Raw genomic sequence first — 25755 nt, 5'->3', positions numbered from 1 at the left:
GTCAGTCCAGCACCACCACGCTGCGCAGCACCTCGCCCCGGCTCATCCGACCGAACGCCTCCTCGACATCCTCGAGCCCGATCGTCTCGCTCACGAACCTGTCCAGCGGCAGCCGGCCCTGCTGGAACAGCGTGATCAGCGTGGGGAAGTCGCGGCTGGGCAGGCAGTCGCCGTACCACGAGGACTTGAGTGCGCCTCCGCGACCGAACACGTCGAGCATCGGCAACTCCAGCGTCATCTCCGGCCGCGGCACCCCGACCAGCACCACGGTGCCGGCCAGATCCCGGGCGTAGAACGCGCTGCGGTACACCTCCGGCAGGCCCACCGCGTCGATTGCCACGTCCACGCCGTTGCCGCCGGTGAGCGCCCGGATCGCCTCGACCGGCTCGGTCTGGCGGGAGTTGATGACGTGGGTGGCCCCGAAGTCGCGGGCCCAGGCCAGCTTGCGGTCGTCCACGTCGACCGCGATGACGGTGGTGGCGCCGGCCAGGCTCGCGCCGGCGATCGCCGCGTCGCCCACCCCGCCGCAGCCGAACACCGCCACGCTGTCGCCGCGCCCGACGTTGCCGGTGTTCATGGCGGCGCCGAGGCCGGCCATCACCCCGCAGCCGAGCAGGCCGGCGACCGTGGCCGGCGCCTGCGGGTCGACCTTGGTGCACTGGCCGGCGGCGACCAGCGTCTTGGCCGCGAACGCGCCGATGCCCAGCGCGGGCGACAGCGGCGTGCCGTCGGCCAGCGTCATCTTCTGGGTGGCGTTGGCGGTGTTGAAGCAGTACCACGGGCGACCCCGCCGGCACGCGCGGCACTGGCCGCAGACCGCGCGCCAGTTGAGCACCACGAAGTCGCCGGGCGCCACGTCGGTGACCCCGTCCCCGACCGCCTCGACCACGCCGGCCGCCTCGTGGCCGAGCAGGTACGGGTAGTCGTCGCCGATCCCGCCCTCGCGATAGTGCAGGTCGGTGTGGCAGACGCCGCACGCCCGCACCGCGACGAGCGCCTCGCCCGGACCGGGGTCGGGCACCACGATGGTCTCCACCGTGACCGGAGCGTCCTTGGCCATGGCGACCACCGCAGAGACCTGACTGGGCATGCTGGGCTTCCTTCCGTCGACGAGGTACCACCGTCCTATCAGAGCCGGCCGCCTCGCGACAACGGCCGGTGCGCGCGGGCCCTCGGGAAAAACCGCGACTATCCCTTGTGGACATTCGGGCGGTCGGCGTTGATCTCGGAATATTCGCAAGTTCCAATCTGAGTCTTGCCACCCGAGATCGCGATGGGCGATAGTGGCGCGGTGTCATGGTTCCGGATGGGTACCGCCATCGTCGGCCGGTACGTCCTGCTCGGCCCAATCGGCTATGGCGGCGTCTCGGTGGTGTACAAGGCCATCGACACACTTCGCGGCGTGCGCAGCGCGGTCAAGCTGCTCGCGCCCGCCCTGGCCGGCGATCCCCGCGCCCGGATCAGGGTGCACGAGGAGGCCGTGATCACCGAGCGGCTGCGCCACCCCAGCGTCCCGAAGGTGTACGGGTTCGGCGACGCGCCACTGCCGGACGGCCGGTGCGTGCCCTACGTCGCGATGGAGCTGCTGACCGGCGCGGTGCTGGCCGGCCGGCTCGCCGGCGGGGCGCTGCCCTGGCGGGAGGCGGTACGGACAGCGGCGACCATCGCCGACGTGCTGGCCATCGCGCACCGGCGAGGGGTGGTGCACCGCGACCTGACCCCCGGCAACATCATGATGACGTCGAACGGCGTGAAGATCATCGACTTCGGCGCGGCCACCACCGTCGAGCCGGTCTCCGCCATGGCCCGCGCCGCCGGGCCGCTGCCCGCCCGCCGTGCCAGCATCGCCAACTCCCCCGCCGATGACGTGTACGCGCTGGGCGTGGTGCTGTACCAGATGCTCACCGGGCGCTCGCCCTACCCGAGCGCTGGGCCGGACGGCGACCTGGCCGCGGCCCGGCTGCGGCACAGCGCCCCGGTCCCGGTGCTGCTGGTGCCGCAGCTGCCGGACGGGCTGGCCGAGCTGTGCCGGGACTGCATGGCCAGGCGTCCCGAGGGCCGGCCGGACAGCGCCACCGTCGCGCTGGCGCTCTGGGCCATGCTGGCCGCCGAGCCGGGTCAGCTCATCCGCTGGCGCCGACCGACTCCGTCCGCTGCCCAGGCCCCGGCGGTTCGGTCGCGGCGCCGGGCGCGCCGGCCGGCTCCGCGACACGCCGCGCCGGCCGCCGCCGCGCGCGCCCGATCAGCGCCTTACTCCACGGGGTGCGACTGAGCAGGGCGGCCACCGCCACCGCGAGGAGGAAGTCCAGCACGCAGATCGTGAAGGTCACCGTCACCGCGTGCCGGGCCACCCCGGCCGGCAGCCGGCGCTGCAGGTAGAGCAGGCCGGTCAGGATCGCCGGATGGCTCAGGTAGATGCCGAAGGACAGGTACGTGCCGGAGGCCACTATCCGGCCCGACCACCGCCGACCGGCCAGCCACACCGAGACCTGGTAGAAGGCCGCGATCGCGGCGAGGCTCAGCGGCACCGTGATCGGCTGCAGCGAGCGCCCGGCGAACTCGGGCGGCTCGCCGGCCTGCACCGCGCCGAGAAACAGCCCGGTCGCCGCCAGGCACACGCCGGCCAGCGCGAACCCGACCACCAGCCGCCGGCGCATCGCCCAGGCGTGGAACCGCCCGAAATGGATGGCGGTGACGCCGCCGAGGATCACCCAGAACTGGTACGCGGTCAGGCTCGACTCGCCGACGAACGCGCGCCACCAGCCCTCCGGCTGGTACACGTAGTGGAACAGCGCCATGGTGGCCAGTTCCAGCAGGCCGGAGACGATCAACAGCCGGCCGTGATGCCCCCGGGTGGCGTGCAGCAGCTTGAGGAACACCGGGAAGACCAGCGCGAACTCGACGCTGACCAGCAGGAAGTACATGTGGTAGCCGTCGGTGCCCTGCAACAACCCGACGAACCAGGTCCACGGCAACTGCCGCAGCGCGCCCCCGGAGTAGGCGGTGACCAGCCCGAGTACTGCGTAGAACGTGCTCCACACCAGGTACGGCACGCCCAGCACGGCGACTCGCCGGCGCAGCGAACCGGGCGTGCTGTCCACCCGGCCGTCGGCCCGAACGTCCGACCAGTGCACGTGGACCAGGACCAGCGCGCTGATGAAGAAGAACGCCTGCCGGGTGTAGTGCAGGACGTTGACCACCGCGTTGGCCGGTCCGCTCTCCATCGGGTTGGCGTTGGACACGACGTGGGTGGCCACGACGGAGGCGCAGATCAACAACCGCATCACGTCGATCTGCGGAAGCCTGGCCGGCCGCGGCCGACCGCCGTCCCGGGTCTGCGCGGCCGAGGCGGATCGAGGCGCGGCCGAGCGCCCGCCACGCCCCTCCGGGGCGGCTGGCACCGGACGCTGGTTGGTGGAGGAAATGGCGGCCTCGGCCGAACTGGTTGGCACTCGCATCGGTGTCCAGCTTGCCGCAATTCGCCCGCGACGCAACCTGGTATGGGTAGGAGTTGCCTGGGAAGTCAACGCCAAGCCGCTGGTAGCGGCCTCGCGGGCGGTCACGCCGGGGAATGGTCGGTCGCGGCGCGGTGGGATTGAGCGGTACGGCATGCTGGCAGGGTGGCCGATCTTCTGCCGGTGACCCGCTCCGTCGCCATCCCTCGCAGCGAGTTGAGCTGGCGGTTCAGCCGCTCCGGCGGGCCGGGCGGCCAGTCGGTGAACACCGCCGACTCCCGGGTCGAGCTGCGGTTCGACCTCGCCGGTACCACCGCCCTGCCGGATCATCTCAAGGCGCGCGCGCTGGACCGCCTCGGCTCGCGGCTGATCGACGGCGCGATAGTGGTGACCGCGTCGGAGCACCGTTCGCAGCTGCAGAACCGGCGGGCCGCGGAGGCCCGGCTGGTCGCCCTGCTGGCCGAGGCGGTGGCGGCGCCGGCCAAGGCCCGCCGGCCGACCCGGCCGTCCCGGGGCAAGGTGCAGGCCCGGCTCGACGCCAAGAAGCGCCGCGGCCAACTCAAGCAGCAGCGCCGCGGCACCGAGGAGTAAGCCGGCGCCGGGCCGCGTCGCTACCCGTCGCCGGGCTGATCTGTCAGAGTCGGTACATGCGCGCACAGATCCTCGCCGACGGCGCCCAAGATCTGCCCGGAGTCAGGTTCGTCGGAATAGTCCTCGGACTGCTGCTGATCTACGCCGCGATCCGGGCCATGTTCGGCAAGGGCAAGGGCAAGCGCTGAGCACACCCGGGCCGGGCGCCGGCCCGGACCCCTCAGGCGGCGTTGCTCGGCTTGATCTCGTCCGGGTCCTGGCTGGGCACCACGGTCGGCATCGGCTGCAGGTGGAACCGCTGCTCGAGGTTGGGCAGCAGTACGCCCAGCGCGCTGATGGTGTGGCTGCGGTCGCCGCCACCATCGTGCATGAGCACTATCGAACCGGTGGTGGTCTGACTCAGCACCGTGTTCTCGATGGTGGACACCGCCGGCACCGTCCAGTCCTGCGGGTCGACGCTCCAATCCAGCGAGCTCATGCCCATCTCCGTGGCGATCTGCACGATCTGCGGTGACCAGTTGCCGCCGGGCTGCCGGTAGTACTTGATGGGCGTACCGGGCGCCGCCGCCTCGATCGCGTCGGTGGTGCGCTGGAGTTCGCTGCGGATGTACGACTCGGACTTGCCGGCCATCTCCTCGTCGTGGTCCCAGGAGTGGTTGCAGATGGTGTGCCCGTCGGCGACGATCGCCTGCACCAACTGCGGGTACTCCTGCACCTGCTCGCCGATGAGGCAGAACGTCGCGTGGATTTTGTACTGGCGCAGCAGGGCGAGCACCTGGAGGGTCCAGTCCGGGTTCGGCCCGTCGTCGAAGGTGAGCGCGACGTTGCCGTTGCCGGTGTCGGTCAGCGCACCGTCCGGCCCGGTCGGGTCGGGCGGCAGCGGAGGCCCGGACGGCACCGGGGCCGACGGCGAGGGCGTGGGGCTGGCGGACGGGAACGCGGGCCCCGCACCGGGACGGTCCGCCTGAGCGCCCGAGTCCGGTCGAGCGGCGGTCTGCGCGTGATGTCTGCCGACTCCGGCGAGGCCGAGGCCGATCAGCACGGCCGCCACCATCATCATCGCTATCACCGCGGCCGTGTACCGGCGCCGCGGACTCCACCGCTCACTCACAAAGTCAACGTTAGGCACAAACCATAGTGAGATATCTTCTAACCATTGATATCATCACAAAATCACTCAAATCGGTCAGTCGTCGGTGCGGTGTCGGCGGCGGGCCGCTGGGGCCGAGTCATGACGGCATCGGCGCCGGCCGCGCCCGGATGGCGGTCACGCTTCCGCGCAGCACGCACTGCCCCGACCCGTACCCGATGACCAGCGTGTCGCCGCCCGCGACCGGGACGGCGGGCCCGTCCTCCGGCTCGAGCACCCCGTGCCCGGCATCGACCACCACCACGCAGAAGCCCGGGTCGAGCACGCTGATCGGGTCCGGGCGCAGCAGTTCGGCGGCGAAGAACTCGTCGGCCGCCGCGGGGAACAGGCGCGCGACTCCGGGACGGCCGGCGATCCCCTCCGATCCGGCCGACGCCCGGTCGCGGCGCAGGCCGGACAGCCGGTCTGCGCCCCAACCGCTGCGGTCCACACAGGCCAGCGCCCGGTCGCGGGGCAGCCCGAGCAGCGCGGTGGCCGGGTCCAGCCCGAAGCCGTCCTGCTCCAGCATCACCGAGAAGTCGGTGGCCTCCTGCACCTCCACCAGCAGCACGCCCTCGCCGATGGAGTGCGGCAGGCCGGCCGGTACGAGCACGGTGTCGCCGGCACGCACGGGCACCCGGTTGACCGCGGCGAGCATGGCAGCCGAATCCCGCCCGGCGATCCAGCCGGCCAGCTCATCCCCGCCGACCGGACGACGGAAGCCGAGGAACACCTCCGCGTCCGGTACGGCGTCGAGGATCACCCAGGCCTCGGTCTTGCCGTACGGGGACGCCAAATGGGCGCGGGCGAACCCGCGGTCGGGGTGCACGTGCAGCGGCAGCCGTTGCCCGGTGTCGAGCAGCTTGACCAGGATCGTGGGGTCGGCGCCGTACCTGGCCACGTGCCCGGGTCCCAGCCACCGCTCGGGCGCCTCGGCTATCGCGTCGGCCAGCGGCCGGCCGTCGGGCAGGACGGTCATCCCGTCGGCGGGCGCGCCACCCTCCCGTCCGGTGCCGAAGCGCGCCGTGGTGGAGGCGATCCAGTCCTCCGGATACGTCTGGCCGGCGGCCGGCAGGTTACGGAACCGGGCGATCCGGCCGGCGCCCCGGTAGAACGTGGCCGGTGGGTTGGCTCCCAGCGCGACGGGCTGCATGCGTCACTCCCTCCGCCGGCCTCCGTGCCCCGTGCCCGCGACGGTCGGTGAGTTCGACCCCGCGCCGGCCAGCATTTTACTTATGGTTATCGATTATTTGCGATCGGCGACATAGGCTCCGCCCTATGTTTTCGCCATCGCGCCGCCGCGCCCTCATCCTGGGCGCGGCCGCCTTGCTGGCCGTCGGCCTGCTACCCGCACCGCACGCGTCCGCCGCAGCCACCGTCCACCGGGTGCTCTTTGACGACACCAAGGCGGAGGATGCGGGCAATGCTGACTGGATCATCAGTACCAGCATGCCAGATCCGTTGTCACAGAACGCCAACCCGACGAGCGAGACCTCCTGGACCGGAGCGCTCTCGGCCTGGGGGGTGGCCCTGCAGAGGACCGGGCAGTACAGCCTCAAGACGCTGGCGCCCGGCAACACCATCACGTACGGCGGCTCCGGTTCGCTGGACCTGTCGAACTTCGACGAATTCGTCATCCCCGAGCCCAACGTGCGCTTCAGCGCCGCCGAAAAGACCGCCATCATGCGGTTCGTCCAGAACGGTGGCGGCCTGTTCCTGATCGTGGACCACACCGGCAGCGACCGCAACAACGACGGCTACGACTCGGTGCAGGTCGCCAACGACCTGTTCACCAACAACGGCGTGGACAACACCGACCCGTTCGGCTTCAGCGAGGACTCCAACGACATCAGCACCGACAACCCGAAGGCCATCCACGACACCAGTAACCCGGTCCTCAGCGGCTCGTTCGGCACCGCGACCGGCAGCATCATCCGTGACGGCAGCACGCAGACCCTGCACCCGGCCGACAACCCGAACGTCAAGGGGCTGGTCTTCCGGACCGGGTCGAGCACGACCGGCACCACCGGCGCGTTCTTCACCACCTCCACGTTCGGCTCCGGCCGGGTGGCGATCTGGGGTGACAGCTCGCCGATCGACGACGGCACCGGACGGTCCGGTAACACGCTCTACAACGGGTGGAACGACCCGGCCGGTACCGATTCGACGCTGGCGCTGAACGCGACCGCCTGGCTGGCCGGCGCCGGCACGAGCGGCGGCGGAGGCGGCGGTGGGGGCGGCGGAGGCGGGGGCGGCGGAGGCGGCTGCACCGCCAGCCAGCTGCTGGGCAACCCGGGCTTCGAGTCGGGCACCTCGCCGTGGACGGCCGGGTCCGGAGTAATCAGCCGATCCACCAACGAACCGCCCCACGCGGGCAGCTACGACGCCTGGCTCGACGGGTACGGCACCACCCGCACCGACACCCTCTCGCAGACCGTGTCCATCCCGGCCACCTGCGCCAACGCCACGCTCTCCTACTGGCTGCACATCGACACGGCGGAGACCACCACCTCCATCGCGTACGACACGCTGACCGTGTCGGTCGGCGGATCCACGGTGGCCACCTACAGCAATCTCAATAAGGCGAACGGTTACGTCCAGCACAGCGTGAACCTCAACAGCTACATCGGGCGCAGCGTCGCGGTCACCTTCACCGGCGCGGAGGACTACCAGAAGCAGACCTCGTTCGTGGTGGACGACACCGCACTTTCCGTCTCCTGAGATTCCGTCTCCTGAGGCCCGTCTCGCTCGTTAACCAGACGTTATTGGAAACGGCCGACGCCGCGCGCCCCTCCGCCAGGGACGCGCGGCGCCGCCGCGTACGGGTCGGGCGTCAGGAACAGGTGACGGCCGTGGGGTTGGGCGTCGAGGAGCCGTTGGCCTGGAAGCCGAACGTCGCCGAGGCGCCCGGCGCCAGGTCGGTGGCCCAGGCCGGCGCCTTGACGGTCCAGGTGGAGCCGCTGGTGGTGACGGTGGCGCTCCACGCGTTGACCAGCGTCACGCCCGACGGCGCGGTCCAGGTGACCGTCCAGTTGTGCCAGGCGGCCGTGCCCTTGTTGGTGACCGTGACATTGTCGTTGAAGCCGCCCTGCCAGGCGCTGGCCACGCTGAAGGCCACCGTGCAGGAAACCCCTCCGCCGCTCGGCGTGCTCGGCTGGCCGGTCGGCCGCGACGAACTCGGTGGCGTGGTCGGCGGCGTGCTGGTCGGCGGGGTGCTGCTCGGCCGGCCGGTGGTCGGCGGGGTCGTCGGGGTGCCGCCGGTACCGCCGGCCACCGGCGGGATCAGGTACGGCTGGAGGATGTCCTGCTTGGCCTGGTTGACCGTGACCCAGTCGTCGGACACGATGCCGCCGGTGTCGCCCGAATCCGGGTTCCACGACCAGTACGTGAACGACATGCCGCCCGTCCCCGAGCCCATGTACTGCAACAGGCTCTGCAGCCAGACCTTGTCGATGTTGCTGGAAAGCGTGGTGCCGAACTCGCCGACCATGATGGGCGCGATGTTCTGCTTGTAGATGTATCCCCAGAAGTAGTCCCAGATGCCGGGCAGGTTGGCCGGGTAGCTGGGGTCGTGGAACCAGGTCTGGTCGGAGACCGACGTGGCGTAGTCGTGCGGCGAGTAGACCACCCGGTTGGCCACGTTGAGCTGCACCGGGTACTGCGCGACGCCGTGCAGGTTGCCGCCCCACCAGCCGCACGGGTCGTCCGGGATGTTGTCCCAGGTGTTGGCGTTGCCACCGTCCAGGCAGCTGATGCCCTCGACGAAGATGAGCCAGTTCGGGTTCACCGACAGGATGGCGTTGCCGGCCCGCTGGGCGGCCAGCCGCCAGTCCCGGCTGGTGTCCCCGCAGCCCCAGCAGGCGCCGGTGCCGTTGGGCGAGGTGCCGTCCGCGTGCGGCTCGTTGTGCAGGTCCGCGCCGATGACGGTCGGGTTGCCCGCGTAGTGCTGGGCCAGCATCTGCCAGTCGGAGATCCAGGTCGACTCCGGCACGGTCGGCGTGTACCACAGCGCGGTCTGGCCCGCGGAGTTCGGTCGGTGCCGGTCGAGGATGATGCGCATGCCCTTCTGGCCGGCGTAGTCGACCACCTTGTCGAGGATCTGCATCGGGGACAGCCCGATCAGATCGGGGTTGACGAAGGTGTTGATGCTGTTGGCCTGCGCGCCGGGCTTGAGCGCGTCGTCGGAGAACGGCACCCGGATCGTGTTGTACCCGAGCGACGCCATGTGGTCCATCATGGATTTCCAGGTGACGCTGGCCCACAGTCCGTGGAACGTCTCGTTGTCGGTCTCCATGCCGAACCAGTTGATGCCGGTCAGCCGCACGGTGGCGCCCGTGCTGTCGACAATCTTGTTGCCGCTGGTGTGCAGATAGCCGGTACCGGTGCCGCCGGACGCGGCCACCGCGGGTGGGGTGTTCAACAGGACCGCGGTCAGCGCGGTCGCGGCGAGGGTGACGGCGCCGGCCAGCGCTGCCAACCTCCGGGGAGCCGACCGGATGGCCGGCCGGAGTGCGCGGATTGCCATGAGGGGTGCCTTCCGGATCTGGTGCGGGCACGCGGCGCGGCGGGGCCTCGGCGGTACCGCCCGGCGCGATGCCTGGTCGGATGCCGCGCGGCACGGCTACCGATCAATGCCCGGCGGGACGCCCTGCTCGGCGCCGCCGGGCGCGGTCCGGCCCGTGCGCTGGGTCGCGGCTGATGGCGGGTGCGCCGCGGGATTGCCCGCACGCGGCGCGTTGATCCGGCTCCCCGGTCATTGTCGAACGGCCCGTGCGGCCGGTCAACCGGCGATGTTCAGGCCGAAGCGGCCCGGCCGCGCGTGGTCGGCCGGGCCGGGCGAGTGGTGCGAATGGGTTTGGTGCGAATGGATCGAGTGGGCTCTCGTGCGGCCGGCGCGGATGGGCCGGCGCCGGGAAACGGCTAGTCCTCGCCGGTGTCGTGGTCCGGGTGGTCCGCCTCGCCGTACTTCCAGTAGCCGCGGGTGTACAACCGCTCGGGCGCGATGCCCCGGTCATTGACCAGGTGGCGGCGGATGCGGCGCATCGCCAACGCCTCGGCGGCCACGAACACCTGCCCCTGCCCGTCGGGCAGTTCGGCCGCGCTGACCGCCAGTTCGAGGGACGAGCCGGCCACCGCGTCCCCCCGGTACACCCAGGTGATGCGCAGGTCGGCCTTGCTGTCCAGCGGGAGCTGCTCCTCGGCGTCGGCCACCTCCACCAGGACCAGGGCCGGCACGCCCGGCGCCAGGGACTCCAGGATGGTGGCGATCGCCGGCAGCGCCGTCTCGTCGCCGGCGATGAGCTGCCAGTCCACCGCGGGGTCGGGTAGGTAACGCCCGCGGGGCCCGACCATCACCACGGTGTCACCGGGACGGGCCCGGTAGGCCCAGGCCGACGCCGGCCCGGCGTGATCATGCAGGACGAAGTCGATATCCAATTCCTTGCGCGCGGGATCGAACCGGCGCGGTGTGTAGGTGCGCATCAGGGGGCGGGGCTGCCCGTCCGGCCAGACCAGCCCGTCCGGGCCGACGGTCGGAAGGGTCGGGTAATCCTGTCCGGGCGCGGGAAAGACCAGCTTGAGGTGGCTGGCCGGGCCTTCCGTAGCAAAGCCCGCCAGATCCTCCCCGGTCAGGGTGATCCGCACGGATCGCGGGGTCAGCCGACTCCTCGATGCCACCGTCAGGTTACGGAAGCGGGGAGCGGTTCGGGGCCTGGGTAAGGTCACCAGGTTACGGTAACCGCAACGTTCGACCCCGAACCTGGCATCGCACCAGCATGTGGCGTATGTCAACCCGCGGGAACCCGGTGACTTGACTGCCTCAACGCCCGTTTTCCGTACCCTTTCCCGTTGCCGGCGCGATCGGTCGGGCCACTGCGCCGGTCGGTAGTCATCGACCCGGACACGCCCGGCCAAACCTCCGGCACGGATCATGGTGTTCAGCGAGGTCCGGCGCCTCACTACAGTAGGCCCGGTGACGCCAGTCTTCGATCTTTGTAACGAGTACATCACGGCATCGGCCCTTCTCGACCCGGTCGCCGCGAGCAGCCGGGGAATCGCCGCCGAGTTCGGCGCGGCCACGGACTACAGCCCCGCTGGCCACGCCGCCCGGGCCGACCTGATCCGCGGCACGCTGGCCAAGCTCACCGGCCTGACCGCGACCTCCGACGCCGACCGGCACGCCGCCGCCCACCTGCGGGAGCGGCTTTCGGCCGAACTCGCCTGGCACGAGTCCGGGGAACCGCTGCGCACGCTGCGCGCCCACTTCGGGCTGATGGGCAGCGTGCGCGACAGCGTCGACCTGCTGCCGCACACCGACGACGACCAGTGGCGCGACGTGGCGTCCCGGCTCACGGCCGTGCCGGCGATGCTGGAGAGCTGGCGCGCGAGCCTCTCCGCCGGGCTGCGGCAGGGTCTTCCGGCCGCGCGGCGCCAGGCGCTTGAGGCGGCCGGCCAGGCCGACCGGTACGCCGGCACGCACGACGCCCTGGTGGCCTCCTACGGCGACGGGCCGCTGGCCGGCGAGCTGACCAAGGCCGCCGCCGCGGCGCACGAGGGGTACGCCGAGATGGGCCGCTACCTGCGCCAGGAGTACGCGCCGAAGGCGGCGGACGCCGACGGGGTCGGCGCCGAGCGGTACGCCGTCGCGTCCCGGCTGAGCCTCGGCCAGGACATCGATCCGGGCGACGCCTACCTGTGGGGCTGGGAGGAGCTGCGCCGGATCGAGGAGGAGATGCGGCGCGAGGCCGACCGGGTCCGCCCCGGAGCCAGCGTGGACGAGGCCATCGCGATCCTCGACGAGACCGAGTACGTGGTCGGGCTGGACGCCTACCGGGGCTGGCTGCAGGAGCGGCACGACTGGGCCATCGACCAGCTGCAGGGCAGGCACTTCGACATCGCCGAGCCGCTGCGTACCGTCGACGTCACCCTGGCGACCTCCTCGCTGTCCGGCGCGGCGTACTACACCGGGCCGAGCGAGGACCTGAGCCGGCCGGGCCGCACCTGGTGGCCGTTGGGTGGCCGGGATCGGTTCTCCACCTGGTCGGAGCTGTCGACCGTGTTCCACGAGGGGGTGCCCGGGCATCATCTGCAGATCGGCGCCACGGTAGCGGCCGGCGATTCGCTGTCCCGCTTCGCGCGGCTATCGATGGTCAGCGGGCACTGCGAGGGCTGGGCACTGTACGCCGAGCGCCTCGCCGACGAGTTGGGCTGGTTCTCCGAACCGGGTACCCGGCTGGGCATGCTCACCGGCTCGGCGTTGCGCGCCGCCCGCGTGGTCATCGACATCGGAGTACACCTGGACCTGCCGCTACCCGACGGTTCACAGTGGACGTTCGAGCGGGCCTGCGAGGTGCTGCGGGATCGGGGCCGCGCCGAGGAGCACCGGGTGCACGCCGAGGTGGTCCGGTACTTCGGCTGGCCGGGCCAGGCCATCTCGTACAAGCTGGGCGAGCGCGGCTGGCTGGCGGCGCGCGAAGAGGCCCGGCGCCGCCCCGGTTTCGACCTCAAGAGCTGGCACACCGCGGCGATCGGGCTCGGACCGATCGGGCTGGCCGGCCTGGCCGAGGCGCTGCGCCGGGTCTGAGCAATCCCGACCCGCCCACCGCCGACTCAGAAATGTGAGATCTTGGTGGCTTTCCGCCCTCATAGGGGCGGAAAGCCACCAAGATTTTAGAGTCGGCGGGTGACCGGGCGCCGGGCTCGCGCGTCGTACGAGTGATGGACGAACGAGAGCAGGTGCGAGAGGTCTACGCCGTGTCGGCCGGCCGGCTGGTGGCCCAGCTGTACGCGCTGACCGGCGACTTCGGCGAGGCGCAGGACGTCGTGCACGAGGCGTTCGCCAAGGCGCTGGTGCGCCCCGGCCAGCTGGCCCGGGCGGACAACCCGGAGGCGTGGCTGCGCACGGTCGCGGTCAACCTGGCCCGGTCGCGGTACCGGCGGCGCGCCGTGTTCGACCGGCTGGTGCGCACCGGCCGGGTGGACCGCCCCGAGGCGTCGGTGCCGGGGCTGTCCCCGGACCGGGTGGCGCTGGTGGCCGCGCTGCAGCGGCTGCCCCACGCGGTACGCGAGTCGATAGTCCTGCACCACCTCGCCGACCTGCCGGTGGCCGAGATCGCCGCGGTGCTCGGCTGCTCACCGAGCACCGTGAAGGCCCGGCTCGTCCGGGGCCGCAGGGCGCTGTCCGAGCTGCTCGGCGAGGACGACCCGGTGGTCGCCCTGGCGCCCGATCCCGAACCCGACCCGCCGGGCGTGCTCGCCGCCGGCCCCAGCCTCAGCGAGGCGCACCATGCCTGAACTCGACTTCTCCGGCCTCGTCGACGAGGTCCGGGCCGCCTACAAGCCGCACTTCGCCGAGGTGACCCGGCGGGCCGCCCGGCGGCGCGCCCGCGTCCGCACCGCCGGGGTGGCCGCCGTCGCGGTGGTGGCGCTCGGCGCCGCCGGCCTGGTCACGGGTACCGGCCACGCCCCGGCCGACTCCGGCCGGCCGAGCCCCTACGATTCCTCGGCGCCGTTCAGCATGGCGCCGGAGTTCGAGGCCGGCGACCTGAACCACCTGTACATCACCTACCTCGCCCAGTCCCAGTGCGAGCTCGGAAAGAACTGCTCGTACATCCTGGCCGCGTCGGCCGACCAGGGCGCCACCTGGCGGCGCGAACCGATCCCGATCCCGTCGGACCGCCAGCTGTTCAGCGTGATCCCGCTGAGCCCGACCACGCTGCTCGTCTCGTACAAAACCGCGAATTTCACGGATCCTCACGCCTCGCCGGCCGGCGACGGGTACCTGGCCAGCACGGACGCCGGTCGCACCTGGCACCTGGTCGACGTACACACCGTCAACGCGATCCCGTCCGGCTGGCAGCCGCTCGAGGTACCCAGTGACGCGTCGCCCCTGGTCGTGGGCGTCGCGGCCGCCTCCCCGGCCACCGGTGCGGTGGTGCGGCTGGCACCCGACGTGGTCCCCAACCCGGCGATGTACGCCCCCAGCCTGGACACCCGGCAGTCGACGACCGCCGGGTTGTGGATCAGCGGACTCCTCGTGCCGCTGGTGCCGCCCGGATCGACCGTGACCCTGACCACGCAGGGGCCGGACGGCACCACCGTGAATCCGGGGATCGGTGTCGGTACCGTCTCGGTGAGCCATAACGGCGGACGCACCTGGGACAACCACACCTTCACCGGCACCGACACCGAGTACCGGGGCCAGCCGGTCACCCCGCTGTTCGCCACCTACGACGGGCGCACCGCATACGTGGCCCTGCCCAAGAACGGCGCCGAGGTCGTCTACCGCAGCACCGACGGAGGAGCCAGTTGGACCGCCGGCGGGACAGTGGACACCGGGACGGGTGGCGACAGCGTGGCCCAGCTGACCGTGCGCCCGGACGGCACGCTGGTGGCCCTGCTGTCCACCGGCTACATCGAGTACGGGAGCACCGACGGTGGCCGCACCTTCCATCGGCTGACTGAGAGCCACCCGAACGCCTATCCGATCCCCGGTGGGTACGCCGACCTCGTCCCCGAGGACACCAGAGGCCCGGACGGCGTCGTCAGCACGTCCTACCCGGCGGTGTGGCTGTCGCCGGACCACACGCACTGGACCCGGGTGGCGTTGAACCCGTGAGGCCGCTCAGCCCTCGGCCTGTACCCTGGCCGGCTCGCCGTACCCGGCCAGGGTCAGCGCACCCAGCAGCGCGAGCACGAACCCGGCCGCCGCCACCGGTATGAACCCGTGCCGCGAATGGTCGCCGAGCACCAGTACGCCGACGATCGCCGGTACCGTCGTCTCCGCCATCACCACGGCCGCGCTGACCACGGTGACCGACCCGGATTGCAGCCCACCGGTGAAGAACAGGAACCCGATGATGCCGCCGACGGCCAGTGCCCACGCCGCCGGATCGCGCAGCAGGTGGCCGGGAGACAGGCTGGTCAGGCCCCGCGCGGCCAGCGCCGTGATGCCGAAACCCAACCCGGCCACCGAACCCAGGATGGCCGGCCGTGCGGCCGAGCGGGTACGCCGCACCGCGAGCCCGCACCCGGCCAGCGCCAACGCGCTGAACAGCAGGCCGAGGCCGAACCACGGGCCGGGCGGCAGCGGGCTCTGCCGGCCCGCCGACGAGGCGAGCAGCCCCAACCCGGCGCACACCCCGCCCACCGCCCACCACTGCCGGCCGCTGGGCCGCGCCGCCAGCAGCGGCACCGCCACCACCGCGGTCACCGCGAGATTGGACGCCTGGCCCGCCTGCACCACGAACAGCGGCAGGTTGCGCAGGGCCAACACCTGAAGCACCCAGCCGGCGGCGTCAAGGGTGACGCCCGTCACGAACGGCGCCTCGCGCAGCGCGCGAACCAGCAGCCGTGCACTGACCGTGCCAGCACTCTGCGGTGCGCGACGCGCGCCGACCGCCTGCAGCACCGACGCGACGCCGTAACAGACCGCCGAGCCGAGGACGGCCAGCAGTCCCGAAATCACCAGCTCACCGTAACGGTAGCGGCTGATCTTGCGACGGCGGCTCCGGCGTCGCCGGACGCCGTTGTCACGGCGACGCCGGTCCGCATAGATCGATAAACATCGACATCGTCGCATGGCGATGGGCGCCATGTTCCGTCGGATACCCGATAGTTCGGCCATCGCAGGGCGCGATGTCCCCCGTGGCCCCGACCATCACATTGGCCCGCCACCTGCGTCGCTTTCGTCGGGAACGACGGCCATGATGTGATGGGAGTTCCCGCCATCCCAGGAGGTCCACCCTGTGGCCAGCGTCGCCGAGGTCAAGTCGGCCATTGACGCCGTCATCGCGCAGATCGGCGAGGTGCAGACGGCAGTCCGAGCGGCCGGCGAGCAGCTCTCCGAGACGCAGCAAAGCCTCGCCGCGGCGGTCGAGGGCAGCGGGCACGACGCGGTGAACACCGCGCAGGCCGCGCTCAACCAGGCCACCACCGAGCTGGAGGACGCGCTGGCCGCCACGGTCACCGCCGTGGAGCAGGCACAGACCTACCTGGGCACTCTGTAAGTAGGCCCCGATGTCGCTGATCGAAGAGCTGGGTGCCGTGCTCTACGCCACCTCCGAGGGCGTGCCGGTGGCACCGGTCGGCGCCGCGCTGGAGCGGCTGCGGGCCGCGTCGTCGCTGCTGATGTGGATCCGGCAGGAGTCCAGCCGGTCCATCGGCGTCCCGGAGCTGGCCGGCGCCACCGAACACCTGGAACAGGCCGGCCGGGCCCTGCAGGTGGCCCAGGAGTCACTGGCCGAATACCTGGCGGCCATCGGCCTGGGCCTGGAGTCGAGGCGTCCGCCCGAGGAGGCCTGGCGCTCGGCGCTCGATGAGCCGGAGCCCAAGAACCGGCCGGCCGAGCAGGTCGAGGCCGAGCCCGCCGGCCGCCTCGGGCGGTGGTGGGCGCAGCGAGTCACCGTACTCACGGGTGGTCAGGCCGAGGACGAGGCGGCGGGCGGCGCCGACGAGGGCGGCGGCACCAACGGTGGCGGCGCGGGCGGCGGATCCGTCGGCGGTGCGAGCGGCGGAGGCGGCGCGAGCGGCGGAGGCGGCGCGAGCGGCGGAGGCGGCGCGAGCGGCGGAGGCGGCGCGAGCGGCGGGAACGGCGCCGGCGAGCCACCCGAACTGCTGCGCCGCGTCGCCAGGCACACGCGGTCGGGCAACCGGGAGGCGCTGCGCCGGGAGCTGACCGGGGCCGCTCCGCCGGTCGGGCTCGGCCTGGCCGCGATCAGCCCGCCCGTGCTGTACCGGCTGGCCAGCGACCTGCTTGGGCACCAGCCCCGCGCCGCCGACCTGGCCACCCTGGCGAAGACCACCCGGGATCCCGTGCGCGACCTGCTGCCCGAGCTGCCCCCCAGCGTGATGGACACCCTGCTCGCCCGGGTCTGCCGCACCCCGCCGCCCCGCCAGGAGGGGCCGCCGGCCCACCCGGCCGACTCCGCCGTCACCAGCGCCGTGCTGGTCGGCGTGCTGCTGTCCCGGCTCGGCCGCGACCCCGACTCGCTTCGGGCGGACGCACCGCAGGCGCTGCCCGACGAGCACGACCAGGGGCGCGCGCATGAGTGACTCGCTGGTCGAGGCCATCCGTCGGGACCTCGCGCGGGCCCAGGCCGGGGCGCTCGCCGGCCTCGCGACCGCCCGCGGCCGGGTCGAGGCCGCCCTTGCCCGGCACACCCGCATCGAGGAGGCGGCGGCCGCGGTGCCGCGCCGGGCCGAGGAGGTGCGCCAGCAACACCTGCGGAAGCTGGAGGTCGCGCACCGCGCCTCCGTCGCCGGTACCGCGGCGGAGGCCGTCCGGGCCGCCGAACTCCTCGCGCCCGGTGCGGCCGGCGACCCGTGGCCGGAGTGGCGGCCCACTCCGCTGCGCCGGGCCGCCGTACCGGGGCCGGTCCGGGTGGGCACCGTTGCGCCCGACGTACCGGCGCTGGTGCCGTTCCTCGACCGGGCACACGTGCGCATCACCGGTAGCGGGCGCGCCGAGTGCGACGGAGTGCTGGCCGCGCTGCTGCTGCGCACGCTGGGCTGCGTGCCGCCCGGGTCGGTGCGGCTGACCGGGTACGACCCGGAGCAGTTGGGCGGCGGGCTGGCCGGCTTCGCCCCGCTGAGCCCGGCCGGCCTGCTCACCTTCGTCGGGCCCGGCGGGCTGGGCCGGCTGCTCGACGACCTGGTCGACCACATCCGGCGGGTCAACGAGACGGTGCTGGCCGGCGAGTTCCCGTCCCTGCGGGCCTACGCCGAGGCGACCGGCCGGCGGCCGGAGCACTGGCGGGTGGCGGTACTTCTGGGCGCGGACGAGCCGAGCCGGCACGAGCAGGCACAGCTGGCCCGGGTGCTGCGCACCGGCGTCGCCTGCGGCGTACACCTGATCCTGCGCGGGCCTCCCATCGAGTCCATTGTGGACTCCGAATTCCTGGACACCCTGGAGACGGTCAGCGCCGACCGCTTCCACGACATGCCGCTGACCGTCGAGGCCCCACCCGCCGAGCTGGTCACCGCCACCTGCCGGAAAATCGCCGCGCACGTCGCGGCCGGCCCGGAACCGGCGGCCTTCGGCGACCTGCTGCCCGACGAGCTGTGGACCCACTCCGCCGCGACCGGGCTGACCGCGCCGATCGGCGAGGCCGCCGACGGCGAGATGGTCGACGTCACGCTGGCCGACTACCCGCCGCACGCGCTGATCGGCGGCCCGTCCGGCACCGGCAAGACCAACCTCGTGTACGCCTGGATGGGCGGCCTGGCCGCCCGCTACTCCCCCGCCGAGCTGGAGTTCTACCTGCTCGACTTCAAGGAGGGCGTCTCCTTCGCCAGGTTCGCGCCCGGCACCCGCGACCCGAGCTGGCTGCCGCACGTCCGGCTGGTCGGCATCAACGTGAACACCGACCGCGAGTTCGGGGTGGCGCTGCTGCACTTCCTGAGCCGGCAGCTGCGCGCCCGCGCCGAGGCGGCCAAGCGGCACGAGGTGACCACCCTGGCCGAGCTGCGCGCCGAGGACCCGACCGGGCACTGGCCCCGGATCGTCGCCGTGGTCGACGAGTTCCAGGTGCTGCTGTCCGGCCGCGACGCGCTGGCCGCCGAGGCGGCCACGCTGCTGGAGGACCTGGCCCGGCGCGGCCGTTCCCAGGGCATCCATCTGGTACTGGCCAGCCAGGACGTCTCCGGCATCGAGGCGCTGTGGGGCCGCTCCGCGCTGGTCGGCCAGTTCGCGCTGCGCATGGCGCTGCCCAAGGCGCGCCGGATCCTGGCCGAGAACAACGCCGCGGCCGAGTCCATCCCGCGCTACCACGCGGTCATCAACGCCGACTCGGGTGCCCTGCCCGGCAACCGCATCGTGCGGGTACCGGCGGCCAGCGACCGGGAATCGTGGAGCTCGCTGCAGTTGCGGCTGTGGGAGCGCCGGCCGCCGAGCCTGGAGCCGCCGAGGCTGTTCGACGGCGACGCGGTGCCGGACTTCCCGCTGGACCGCATCCCGGGACCGGGCGGCCGGGAGCCGGTCGCGCTGCTGGGCGAGACCATCGACGTCGCCGGTGAGCCGGCCAGGCTGCGGCTGCCCCGCGCGCCCGGGCGCAACCTGGCGGTGCTCGGCACCCGGCTGGAGGAGGCGTGTGCCGTGCTCGCCTCCTCCAGCCGCTCACTCGCCGCCCAGTTCCCGGCGGGGACCGCCCGATTCTCGGTGGCGTGCCTCGACCCGGACGCGGTGGGCCCGGCCGGCGACCTGCACGCCGCGCTGCCCGAGAACACCGAATGGTACGACCTGGACACGGTCGCCGAGCTGTTCGCCGAAACGGTCGACGACGCCAGCGGTACCCCGCACTTCCTCATCGTGTACGCGGCCGACGCCGCCCGTACCCGTGCCGCCGGCCCCAACGACCACCTGCGCCGCATCCTCCACAGTGGACCGGAACGGCGTACCCACGTGCTCGGCTGGTGGCGCGGAGTCGGGCGGCTGCGCGACGATCTCGGTGGAATGGGCGCGCGGCTGGATCCGATCGGCGCCTGGGTCGCCCTGGACGTACACGGTGGCGACCTGTCGGCGCTGTACCCGAAGCCGGGAGGCCCCTCCTGGTACCCGCGGCCGTGGCGGGGGCTGTACTTCGACCGTACGGTCCACCGCACCGCCGAAGCGATCATCCCTTATGGACTGTCGTGAGCGAGACCTACGAGCCCGGTACCGAGCCGGGCACCCCGCAGGCGCCCTCCGCGCAACCGCATCCGCGCGGGTCGGCCTGGGCCTGGCCGAGAACCATCCCGCGCAATCCCGTCATCCGGCCCCGAACGCCTCCGGACGAACCCGAGCCGACCGCAGGACCCGAGCCCGTCGAGGGACCCGAGCCTGCCGAGGGACCCGAGCCTGCCGAGGGACCCGAGCCCGTCGAGGGACCCGAGCCTGCCGAGGAACTTGAGCCTGCCGAGGAACTTGAGCCAACCCATGGACCCGAGCCAGCGCCAGCAACCCGGGGACCCGAGCCAGCGCCAGTAACCCGGGGACCCGAGCCAGCGCCAGCGACCGGGGCCGCGCCAGAAGCCGAATCGGCCACGGGCACTGCGCCGCCGCCGGGGCGCGAGGAGGCCCGGGAGCGGGACGGCGGCCACACGGCGGCCCCCGGCGAAGAGCCCGCAGGCACGTCGGGAACCGTCATCCGGACCGGCTCTCCCGATCCGGCACCGACCGACACCCGACCGACGGGTGCCTCGGCAGCGAACGCCCCAGTCGGCGGCCCCGAGCCGAGCGATACTCCGGCAACCGGCGCCGAGCCGAGGGACGCTCCCGTGACCGGCACCGAGCCAACCGGCACCCAGCCAACCGGCACCGAGCAAACCGGCGCCGACCCGACCGGCACCACGACAACCGACACCACACCGACAGGCACCTCGATGCCCATGCCCTCGATGCCCATGCCCTCGACGCCCATGCCGTCGACGCCCAACACCGCGACCCCGGACGCCTCGACGCCCGGCACCGCGACAGCCGGCACCGCGAAAACGCGACCGGCCGGCGAGCCCAGGGGCGCGGGCGCGCCCGGGCGCGCACCACGCACCGCGCCGAGGGCCGCCCCGGGTCGCGCGCTGGAACCCGTACCGGCCGGCTACGCCCAACTCATCTCCCGGCTGGCCGGGGCGGAGGTCGAGCACGCGCGGCGGCGCACCGCGGTGCACGAGTGGTTCGCCCGGCAGGGCGCGAACGCGCAGGCCGAGGTGGCCCGCTCGGCGCAGCGCGTCGCGGAGGCGGAGTCGGTGCTGGCCTCGGCGCAGGCGGCGGTGGAGTTCACCGAGGCCGAGTCCGCCCGGCTCTGGCTGATCCTGGCCGGCCGGATGCGGCTGCGCGACCCTGCTCGGCTGGGGCCCGCCCCGGGCCCGGACGAAAGCGGCGAGCCGGTCACCGAGCACCCGGCCCACCTGCTCGATCAGGTGCGGGAGATGCTCGACCAGGTGCGCCCCACCAAGCGCGGGCGCGGAGTCGTCCTGCCGCTGATGCTCCTGGCCGCGCTGGTGGTGGTGGCCGCCATCGGGATCGCGGCGTACCTGCTGGCCGGCTGACCGGCGCCAACCCGCCGCGGGCACAACCCACGCAGAGCCGCCCACCGCGCGCCCAACCAGCGCAGAGCCGCCCACCGCGCGCCCAACCAGCGCGGAACCGCCCGCCGTGGGCCTGGCCGGCGCGGGCCCAACCGTCGCGGATCCGGCCGGCGCCGGCTACGCGGCGAGCGTCCTTTCGTCCGCCGGCGCGCCCGTCGGCGAGGGCGCCAGGGCCGAGGCCGCCAGCATGGTGCCGGCCGCGAACGTGTACGCCCGCCGCCACGCGCTTTCGTACTCGTCGTTCCACGACTCGCCGGCGTACCTGCGCAGCACCACCATCAGCGCCTCCCCGACCGCGGCGTAGTGCGGCAGTTCGGCCCGGTACCGCACGTGGTTGCGACCCATCGCGGTCAGCGCCGGAACCAGCTGGTCGGGCTCGTCGTAGTGGGTGGCCAGCGCGACTAGCGCGTTCAGCAACCGCTCGCGCTGGAGGTCCATGGAGTCCGGGAACATCGGCCGGACCGCGGGATTGGTGGCGAACAGCTGATCGTAGAAGGCGGCGACCAACTGGTGCGCGACCGGCGCGAGCAGGTTGAGGCTCTCCCTGAGCAGCCGGGCGTCCTCGGCACGCCGGGTTGTGGACTCGGTCACGGGGTCTCCTATCGATTGGAGGTATCGCGCGCAACGAGCGCCCTCGATGCGGTTCCGCGGCGCCCGTGACGGAGAGTTTATTTGCGAACTCATTCGGTAAGGGCTCGAATCGCGAGGATCGCCGGAGCCTCGACCGCCCCGCCGAGGGCGGCCGGCGGACTGGATGGAGGAGGCGACCGAACCGCCGCTACCGTCGACTGAATGAACGAGCCGACCGAACCCGTAAGCCCATATCGGATGCTCGCCGCCGACCTCGAACTGGTCGACTGGCGCGAGCGCGTCGCCCAGATGTACCTGTCCGGCCTGGACCTGGCCGGCTTCCGGGCGGCCCGGAACGAGATGTTCGCCACTCACTCGCAGTCGCCGATCCCGACCGAGTCCCGGCCGGCATTCACCGGCCTGAACTACTTCCCCGCCAACCCCGACGCGATCGTCGAGGCGCCGTTGACCCCGGCCGACGGCGGGATCGACATCGACACCGGCGGACCGGACGGCGTGGTGCACTACCGGCGGGTGGCCGTCGCGGGTACCCCGTGGGGCCCTTTGACCCTGTGGTGGATAGAGGCGTACGGGGGCGGCCTGTTCCTGCCGTTCCGGGACGGTACCTGCGGTTCCGAGTCGTACGGGGGCGGTCGGTACCTCACCGACACCGTCAAGGGCACCTTCGGCCGAGGAGTGATCATCGTCGCACCGGATCGCGTGCGGCTCGACCTCAACTATGCGTATAACCCATCGTGTGCGTACGACGATCGGTGGGCCTGCCCGCTGGCTCCCCAGGAGAACCGGGTCTCCGCCCGGATCGAGGCCGGGGAGCTGGTCTACCACCCGTCCGGGCACTGACCGACGCGGAGTTGATCACGAAGCCGGCGCAGCAATGCCGTGCATGATGGAAGAGCGATGACGGCAGGCACCCTCGAAACCCAGGCCCCAGCCGCGCCCGGCACCCGGGTGCGCGGCTGGTGGCCGGACGTCATCGGCGCCGCCGCCGCGTTCAGCATGCTGATAGTGGTGGCCCTCTGGATTCACAACCAGGGCCTCCAGCAGCTGGCCAACTCGGCCACCACGTTCGACTCGCTGGGCCGCCTGACCGGCCTGGTCTCCGCGGACCTGCTGCTGGTCCAGGTGTTCCTGATGGCCCGGGTGCCGCAGATCGAGCGCTCCTTCGGCCAGGACCGGCTGGCCCGCTGGCACCGGGTGGTCGGCTTCACCTCGTTCGACCTGATGCTGGCGCACATCGTGCTCATCACGCTCGGGTACGCCGCGACGGACCACGCCGGGGTGATCCACGAGTTCGTCGACTTCGTGCTCAACTACCCCGGCATGCTGCTGGCCACCGCCGGCACGGTGGCGCTGATCCTGATAGTGGTCACCTCGCTGCGGGCGGCCCGGCGCCGCCTGCGTTACGAGTCCTGGCACCTGCTGCACCTGTACGCCTATCTCGGCGCCGGGCTGGCCATTCCGCACGAGCTGTGGACCGGCACCGACTTCGTCGGCAACGTGGCCGCCACCGCGTACTGGTGGACGGTCTACGGCATCGCGGCCGGCAGCGTGCTGGCCTTCCGGATCGGGCTGCCGCTGTGGCGCAGCAGGCGGCACGGCCTGGTGGTCAGCGAGGTGGTGCCCGAGACCCCGGGCGTGGTCTCGGTGTACCTGAGCGGGCGCAACCTGGACCGGCTGCGGGTACGGGCCGGGCAGTTCTTCCACTGGCGGTTCCTGTCGGGCCCCGGCTGGACGCGGGCGCACCCGTACTCGCTGTCCGCCGCGCCCCGACCGGATCGGCTGCGCATCACGGTCAAGGAGCTGGGCGACGGCAGCGCGGGGGCGCGGGCGCTGCGGCCCGGTACCCGGGTGCTGATCGAGGGGCCATACGGGCAGATGGGCGCGGTCGGCCGGACCCGGCAGAAACTCACCATGATCGCCTCCGGGATCGGCATCACCCCGCTGCGCGCGCTGCTGGAGGAGTTGCCGTACGGGCCGGGCGAGGCGACGCTGCTCTACCGGGCCCATACCCCGGACGGCTTCACCTTCCGCGACGAGTTGGACGAGCTCGCGGCCCGGCGCGGGGTGCGCGTGGTCTACCTGCCCGGTCCGCGCGCCTCGGACAGTTCCTGGGGGCCGGTCGGCGACGTCGAGGACGAGATGCTGCTGGTGCGGCTGGTGCCGGACATCGTCGAGCAGGACGTGTACGTCTGCGGGCCGGACGGCTGGATGGCGTCGGCGGCCAACGCCGCGCGCCTGATCGGCGTGCCCGAGCAGCAGTTGCATCTCGAATGGTTCAGCTGGTGACGGTGCGATCGAGGTTACGGTGCGATCGAGGTTGAGGAGGCGGCCGACGTGCGGCGGATAAGCCTGTGGCTGGTGGCCACTGTCGTCGTGGTGGTGCTGCTGTTCAGCTACAAGACGAGCCTGAACTCGACCAACTCCACCCGTCCGGGCGCGAACGCGCCGGGCATCGTGTCGGGGCAGCCCATCGCCGCGGGCGGGCCGCCCACCGGTCAGGCCGCGCCCGCCGGCCAGTCCGTGCCGGGCGCCTCGGGCGCACCCGGCGCGTCGGCGTCGCCGACCCGCCCGACCGAGACGGTGGTCAACGGCAAGGTCGCGAAGACCATCTGGGGACCGGTGCAGGTGCAGGTGACCATCTCCACCGGGAAGATCACCGACGTGATCGCGCTGCAGGTACCCGACGGCACCTCGATGGACCAGAACATCAACTCGTACGCGGTGCCCCGGCTGCGCCAGGAGGTGCTGACGGCGCAGAGCGGGCGGATCGACGCGATCACCGGTGCGACGATCACCAGCGACGGTTATGCGCAGTCGCTGCAGGCCGCCCTGGACAGCGCCCATTTCCAGAGGTGACCGCGCACCCAACGACGTTCTCACCGGCGCCCGCATGATCCGCGACATCCTCGTGGTGGCCCTGGCGGTCTGCCTGGCCGGGCTCGTGGCACTGGTCGCGCTCATCCTGTCGCGGCGGGCCCGCCGGGCCGCCACGGACCGACGAGGCGTCGAGGGCGCGCGGCCCGGCCACGACCCGGCTCGGCCACACCTCCCCGCCCCGGCCGGGCTCGACGGGCTGAGCGGGCTCGACGGGCTCGACGGGCTCGACGGGCTTGACGGGCTTGACGGGCTTGACGGGCTTGAGGAGCCGGCTGACGGGACGCAGCCCGGCACCGCCACCCGACCGAAGCCGCAGGCCGGGCCGGAACCTGGGTTCGGGCCGGAGCCGGGGGTCAGGCCGCTGCCTCTCGGGCCGGTGCCCATCGAATCGCCGCCCATCGGATCGCCGCCCATCGAGTCGCTGCGCGAACAGGCACGCGAGCTGGCCGCGCACGCCGCCGCCAGCGAGGGCCGGGCCGAACGGGCGGCCGAGGCCGTCGACGAGGCCCGGCTCGAGTACGCCGAGGCCGAGGCGGACCGGACCGCGATCGAGGCCGAGTACGACGAGGCCCGGCTCGAGTACGCCGAGGCGCTGCGCGCCGTACGCGCCGGGCAGCCCGCGCGGCCGACCGAGCCGGAGCGGCTGCGCCGGCGCGAGGTGGAGAGTGCCGCGCTGGCCGCGTACCGGCGCGGTGAGCTGTCCATTGACGAGCTGCGGGCGGTCTTCGCCCGGGCCGGTGAGCGGGATCCCGCCCAGGAGGCGCTGGCGCACCGGGCCGAGCGGCTGGCCGCGCGAGAGGGCGAGATCCGCCGCCGGTACGACATCGCGGTGGCGGCCGCCCGGGTGGCCGGCGAGCGGTTGAACGTCGCCGAGGTGGCCGCGGCCGCCATCACCCAGGAGGCGGTGGACGCCGCCATGGAGGCCCAGGTCGCCGCCGACGAGCTGGAGCGCGACGCCGGACGGGACCGGTGGTGACCGGCGATCGGGTCCATGGGGCAACCGAGTTAAAGTCATTACCTGATTTAAAATTTGCCTCGGTTACATAATCTCGC

General features: G+C 72.6%; 22 protein-coding genes and 1 pseudogene. 15 read left to right on the top strand and 8 right to left on the bottom strand.

Going from position 1 to position 25755, the window contains the following annotated elements:
• Window position 1: 1 nt before the first annotated feature.
• Window positions 2-1090, bottom strand: a complete 1089-nt coding sequence (locus tag ABEA87_RS19880; RefSeq protein WP_345631565.1) for an S-(hydroxymethyl)mycothiol dehydrogenase — start codon at window positions 1088-1090, stop codon at window positions 2-4.
• 183 nt (window positions 1091-1273) lie between these two features.
• Here ABEA87_RS19880 and ABEA87_RS19875 point away from each other — a divergent pair.
• Window positions 1274-2068 (top strand): annotated as a pseudogene (locus tag ABEA87_RS19875) (serine/threonine-protein kinase); the annotation flags it as partial.
• A 55-nt stretch (window positions 2069-2123) separates the two neighbouring features.
• Here ABEA87_RS19875 and ABEA87_RS19870 read toward each other — a convergent pair.
• Complete coding sequence (locus ABEA87_RS19870; RefSeq protein WP_345631563.1) at window positions 2124-3458, bottom strand: acyltransferase; 1335 nt, start codon at window positions 3456-3458, stop codon at window positions 2124-2126.
• A gap of 162 nt (window positions 3459-3620) precedes the next feature.
• On the opposite strand from ABEA87_RS19870, the gene arfB reads away from it, so the two are divergent.
• Complete coding sequence (gene arfB / locus ABEA87_RS19865) at window positions 3621-4046, top strand: alternative ribosome rescue aminoacyl-tRNA hydrolase ArfB (protein WP_345631562.1); 426 nt, start codon at window positions 3621-3623, stop codon at window positions 4044-4046.
• Between the two features lie 56 nt (window positions 4047-4102).
• Window positions 4103-4234, top strand: coding sequence for a hypothetical protein (locus ABEA87_RS19860; RefSeq protein WP_345631561.1), 132 nt, complete (start codon window positions 4103-4105; stop codon window positions 4232-4234).
• A 32-nt stretch (window positions 4235-4266) separates the two neighbouring features.
• Here the strand turns inward: ABEA87_RS19860 and ABEA87_RS19855 are convergent, their stop codons facing one another.
• Both ABEA87_RS19855 and ABEA87_RS19850 read right to left on the bottom strand, forming a co-directional pair.
• Window positions 4267-5157, bottom strand: a complete 891-nt coding sequence (locus tag ABEA87_RS19855; RefSeq protein ID WP_345631560.1) for a polysaccharide deacetylase family protein — start codon at window positions 5155-5157, stop codon at window positions 4267-4269.
• A 118-nt stretch (window positions 5158-5275) separates the two neighbouring features.
• Window positions 5276-6328 (bottom strand): class I mannose-6-phosphate isomerase, encoded by a 1053-nt coding sequence (locus ABEA87_RS19850; RefSeq protein ID WP_345631558.1) that lies wholly within the window; start codon window positions 6326-6328, stop codon window positions 5276-5278.
• 125 nt (window positions 6329-6453) lie between these two features.
• On the opposite strand from ABEA87_RS19850, the gene ABEA87_RS19845 reads away from it, so the two are divergent.
• Window positions 6454-7896, top strand: a complete 1443-nt coding sequence (locus tag ABEA87_RS19845; protein ID WP_345631557.1) for a hydrolase — start codon at window positions 6454-6456, stop codon at window positions 7894-7896.
• A gap of 112 nt (window positions 7897-8008) precedes the next feature.
• On the opposite strand, the gene ABEA87_RS19840 is transcribed toward ABEA87_RS19845, so the two are convergent.
• Both ABEA87_RS19840 and ABEA87_RS19835 read right to left on the bottom strand, forming a co-directional pair.
• Window positions 8009-9700: a cellulase family glycosylhydrolase gene (locus ABEA87_RS19840; RefSeq protein ID WP_345631555.1), complete on the bottom strand. Its 1692-nt coding sequence runs from the start codon at window positions 9698-9700 to the stop codon at window positions 8009-8011.
• Window positions 9701-10095: 395 nt separating this feature from the next.
• Window positions 10096-10851: a siderophore-interacting protein gene (locus tag ABEA87_RS19835; RefSeq protein WP_345631553.1), complete on the bottom strand. Its 756-nt coding sequence runs from the start codon at window positions 10849-10851 to the stop codon at window positions 10096-10098.
• Between the two features lie 295 nt (window positions 10852-11146).
• Here ABEA87_RS19835 and ABEA87_RS19830 point away from each other — a divergent pair, with 295 nt between their 5' ends.
• The 3 genes from ABEA87_RS19830 to ABEA87_RS19820 all read left to right on the top strand — a co-directional run bounded on the left by ABEA87_RS19830 (window position 11147) and on the right by ABEA87_RS19820 (window position 14791).
• Window positions 11147-12757 carry a DUF885 domain-containing protein gene (locus ABEA87_RS19830; RefSeq protein WP_345631551.1) on the top strand — a complete coding sequence of 537 codons (1611 nt, stop codon included), beginning with the start codon at window positions 11147-11149 and terminating at the stop codon, window positions 12755-12757.
• Window positions 12758-12891: 134 nt separating this feature from the next.
• Complete coding sequence (locus tag ABEA87_RS19825) at window positions 12892-13467, top strand: SigE family RNA polymerase sigma factor (protein ID WP_345631549.1); 576 nt, start codon at window positions 12892-12894, stop codon at window positions 13465-13467.
• Window positions 13460-14791 carry a WD40/YVTN/BNR-like repeat-containing protein gene (locus ABEA87_RS19820; RefSeq protein WP_345631547.1) on the top strand — a complete coding sequence of 444 codons (1332 nt, stop codon included), beginning with the start codon at window positions 13460-13462 and terminating at the stop codon, window positions 14789-14791. Before ABEA87_RS19825 ends, ABEA87_RS19820 begins: the two co-directional genes overlap by 8 nt.
• Before the next feature lie 6 nt (window positions 14792-14797).
• Here the strand turns inward: ABEA87_RS19820 and ABEA87_RS19815 are convergent, their stop codons facing one another.
• The gene (locus ABEA87_RS19815) at window positions 14798-15640 is read right to left on the bottom strand and encodes a DMT family protein (RefSeq protein ID WP_345631545.1); all 843 of its coding nucleotides are present in this window, start codon (window positions 15638-15640) and stop codon (window positions 14798-14800) included.
• 280 nt (window positions 15641-15920) lie between these two features.
• On the opposite strand from ABEA87_RS19815, the gene ABEA87_RS19810 reads away from it, so the two are divergent.
• From ABEA87_RS19810 to ABEA87_RS19795, 4 genes are all read left to right on the top strand, one after another.
• On the top strand, window positions 15921-16181 hold the full coding sequence (locus ABEA87_RS19810) for a hypothetical protein (protein WP_345631543.1): 261 nt from the start codon (window positions 15921-15923) through the stop codon (window positions 16179-16181).
• 10 nt (window positions 16182-16191) lie between these two features.
• Complete coding sequence (locus ABEA87_RS19805; RefSeq protein WP_345631541.1) at window positions 16192-17226, top strand: hypothetical protein; 1035 nt, start codon at window positions 16192-16194, stop codon at window positions 17224-17226.
• Window positions 17219-19807, top strand: coding sequence for an FtsK/SpoIIIE domain-containing protein (locus ABEA87_RS19800; protein WP_345631540.1), 2589 nt, complete (start codon window positions 17219-17221; stop codon window positions 19805-19807). The genes ABEA87_RS19805 and ABEA87_RS19800 overlap by 8 nt, the downstream gene beginning before the upstream one ends.
• A gap of 620 nt (window positions 19808-20427) precedes the next feature.
• The gene (locus tag ABEA87_RS19795; protein WP_345631538.1) at window positions 20428-21195 is read left to right on the top strand and encodes a hypothetical protein; all 768 of its coding nucleotides are present in this window, start codon (window positions 20428-20430) and stop codon (window positions 21193-21195) included.
• 156 nt (window positions 21196-21351) lie between these two features.
• On the opposite strand, the gene ABEA87_RS19790 is transcribed toward ABEA87_RS19795, so the two are convergent.
• The gene (locus tag ABEA87_RS19790; RefSeq protein WP_345631537.1) at window positions 21352-21825 is read right to left on the bottom strand and encodes a globin domain-containing protein; all 474 of its coding nucleotides are present in this window, start codon (window positions 21823-21825) and stop codon (window positions 21352-21354) included.
• A 201-nt stretch (window positions 21826-22026) separates the two neighbouring features.
• Between ABEA87_RS19790 and ABEA87_RS19785 the strand changes: the two genes are divergently transcribed.
• From ABEA87_RS19785 to ABEA87_RS19770, 4 genes are read left to right on the top strand one after another with little or no spacing between them, the layout of a single operon-like run.
• On the top strand, window positions 22027-22665 hold the full coding sequence (locus ABEA87_RS19785; RefSeq protein WP_345631535.1) for a DUF1684 domain-containing protein: 639 nt from the start codon (window positions 22027-22029) through the stop codon (window positions 22663-22665).
• Window positions 22666-22722: 57 nt separating this feature from the next.
• A complete protein-coding gene (locus tag ABEA87_RS19780) occupies window positions 22723-24111 on the top strand; it encodes a ferredoxin reductase family protein (protein WP_345631533.1) in 1389 nt (462 codons plus the stop codon).
• Between the two features lie 48 nt (window positions 24112-24159).
• Window positions 24160-24681: an FMN-binding protein gene (locus ABEA87_RS19775; protein ID WP_345631532.1), complete on the top strand. Its 522-nt coding sequence runs from the start codon at window positions 24160-24162 to the stop codon at window positions 24679-24681.
• Window positions 24682-24715: 34 nt separating this feature from the next.
• On the top strand, window positions 24716-25678 hold the full coding sequence (locus ABEA87_RS19770) for a hypothetical protein (protein ID WP_345631530.1): 963 nt from the start codon (window positions 24716-24718) through the stop codon (window positions 25676-25678).
• Window positions 25679-25755: the final 77 nt, after the last annotated feature.

The sequence above is a fragment of the Rugosimonospora acidiphila genome, from assembly GCF_039543385.1.
Classification (GTDB): domain Bacteria; phylum Actinomycetota; class Actinomycetes; order Mycobacteriales; family Micromonosporaceae; genus Rugosimonospora; species Rugosimonospora acidiphila.
The sequence above is the reverse complement of the archived record's forward strand: the minus strand, read 5'-3'. Positions and strand labels throughout refer to the sequence as shown.

Coding starts and splice junctions, on each gene's coding strand:
- ABEA87_RS19880 (WP_345631565.1), bottom strand. CDS start 1,090: ATGCCCAGTCAGGTCTCTGCGGTGGTCGCCATGGCCAAGGACGCTCCG.
- ABEA87_RS19870 (WP_345631563.1), bottom strand. CDS start 3,458: ATGCGAGTGCCAACCAGTTCGGCCGAGGCCGCCATTTCCTCCACCAAC.
- ABEA87_RS19860 (WP_345631561.1), top strand. CDS start 4,103: ATGCGCGCACAGATCCTCGCCGACGGCGCCCAAGATCTGCCCGGAGTC.
- ABEA87_RS19850 (WP_345631558.1), bottom strand. CDS start 6,328: ATGCAGCCCGTCGCGCTGGGAGCCAACCCACCGGCCACGTTCTACCGG.
- ABEA87_RS19845 (WP_345631557.1), top strand. CDS start 6,454: ATGTTTTCGCCATCGCGCCGCCGCGCCCTCATCCTGGGCGCGGCCGCC.
- ABEA87_RS19840 (WP_345631555.1), bottom strand. CDS start 9,700: ATGGCAATCCGCGCACTCCGGCCGGCCATCCGGTCGGCTCCCCGGAGG.
- ABEA87_RS19825 (WP_345631549.1), top strand. CDS start 12,892: ATGGACGAACGAGAGCAGGTGCGAGAGGTCTACGCCGTGTCGGCCGGC.
- ABEA87_RS19820 (WP_345631547.1), top strand. CDS start 13,460: ATGCCTGAACTCGACTTCTCCGGCCTCGTCGACGAGGTCCGGGCCGCC.
- ABEA87_RS19805 (WP_345631541.1), top strand. CDS start 16,192: ATGTCGCTGATCGAAGAGCTGGGTGCCGTGCTCTACGCCACCTCCGAG.
- ABEA87_RS19800 (WP_345631540.1), top strand. CDS start 17,219: ATGAGTGACTCGCTGGTCGAGGCCATCCGTCGGGACCTCGCGCGGGCC.
- ABEA87_RS19785 (WP_345631535.1), top strand. CDS start 22,027: ATGAACGAGCCGACCGAACCCGTAAGCCCATATCGGATGCTCGCCGCC.
- ABEA87_RS19780 (WP_345631533.1), top strand. CDS start 22,723: ATGACGGCAGGCACCCTCGAAACCCAGGCCCCAGCCGCGCCCGGCACC.
- ABEA87_RS19770 (WP_345631530.1), top strand. CDS start 24,716: ATGATCCGCGACATCCTCGTGGTGGCCCTGGCGGTCTGCCTGGCCGGG.